This is a genomic window from Staphylococcus sp. GDX8P80P (assembly GCF_017893095.1).
In the GTDB taxonomy this organism is placed as follows: Bacteria; Bacillota; Bacilli; order Staphylococcales; family Staphylococcaceae; genus Staphylococcus; species Staphylococcus borealis.
The window spans coordinates 1-276 of the sequence record NZ_JAESMI010000044.1 but is presented as its reverse complement, the minus strand read 5'-3'; the positions used below and the strand labels follow the sequence as shown (position 1 = coordinate 276).

The following is a 276-nucleotide window of genomic DNA, read 5'->3' as shown; positions in this document are numbered from 1 at the left end:
AAGGTATCATCATTATCAATTTTAAAACGCGTATAGTTCACATCATGAAGCAACATATTCATACGTGCTAAGTTGAATGTGGTATTATTATATTCTTGACCATAGTAGAAGCGAACATCAGCTTCACGCCCAACACGTAACAATAATGAACCTGAACCACATGTTGGGTCATAAACATTTTTTAAATTAGGTTTATTCGTTGTGACAATCTTAGCTAAAATTTTAGACACTTGTTGTGGTGTATAGAATTCCCCTGCTTTTTTACCTGCATTAGCC

At 34.4% G+C, this 276-nt stretch carries 1 protein-coding gene; it reads right to left on the bottom strand.

All coding sequences use genetic code 11. The annotated features are described in order from the left end of the window. The coding region (locus KA858_RS05190) for an N-6 DNA methylase (protein WP_210135186.1) at positions 1-276 on the bottom strand (276 nt) is incomplete at both ends.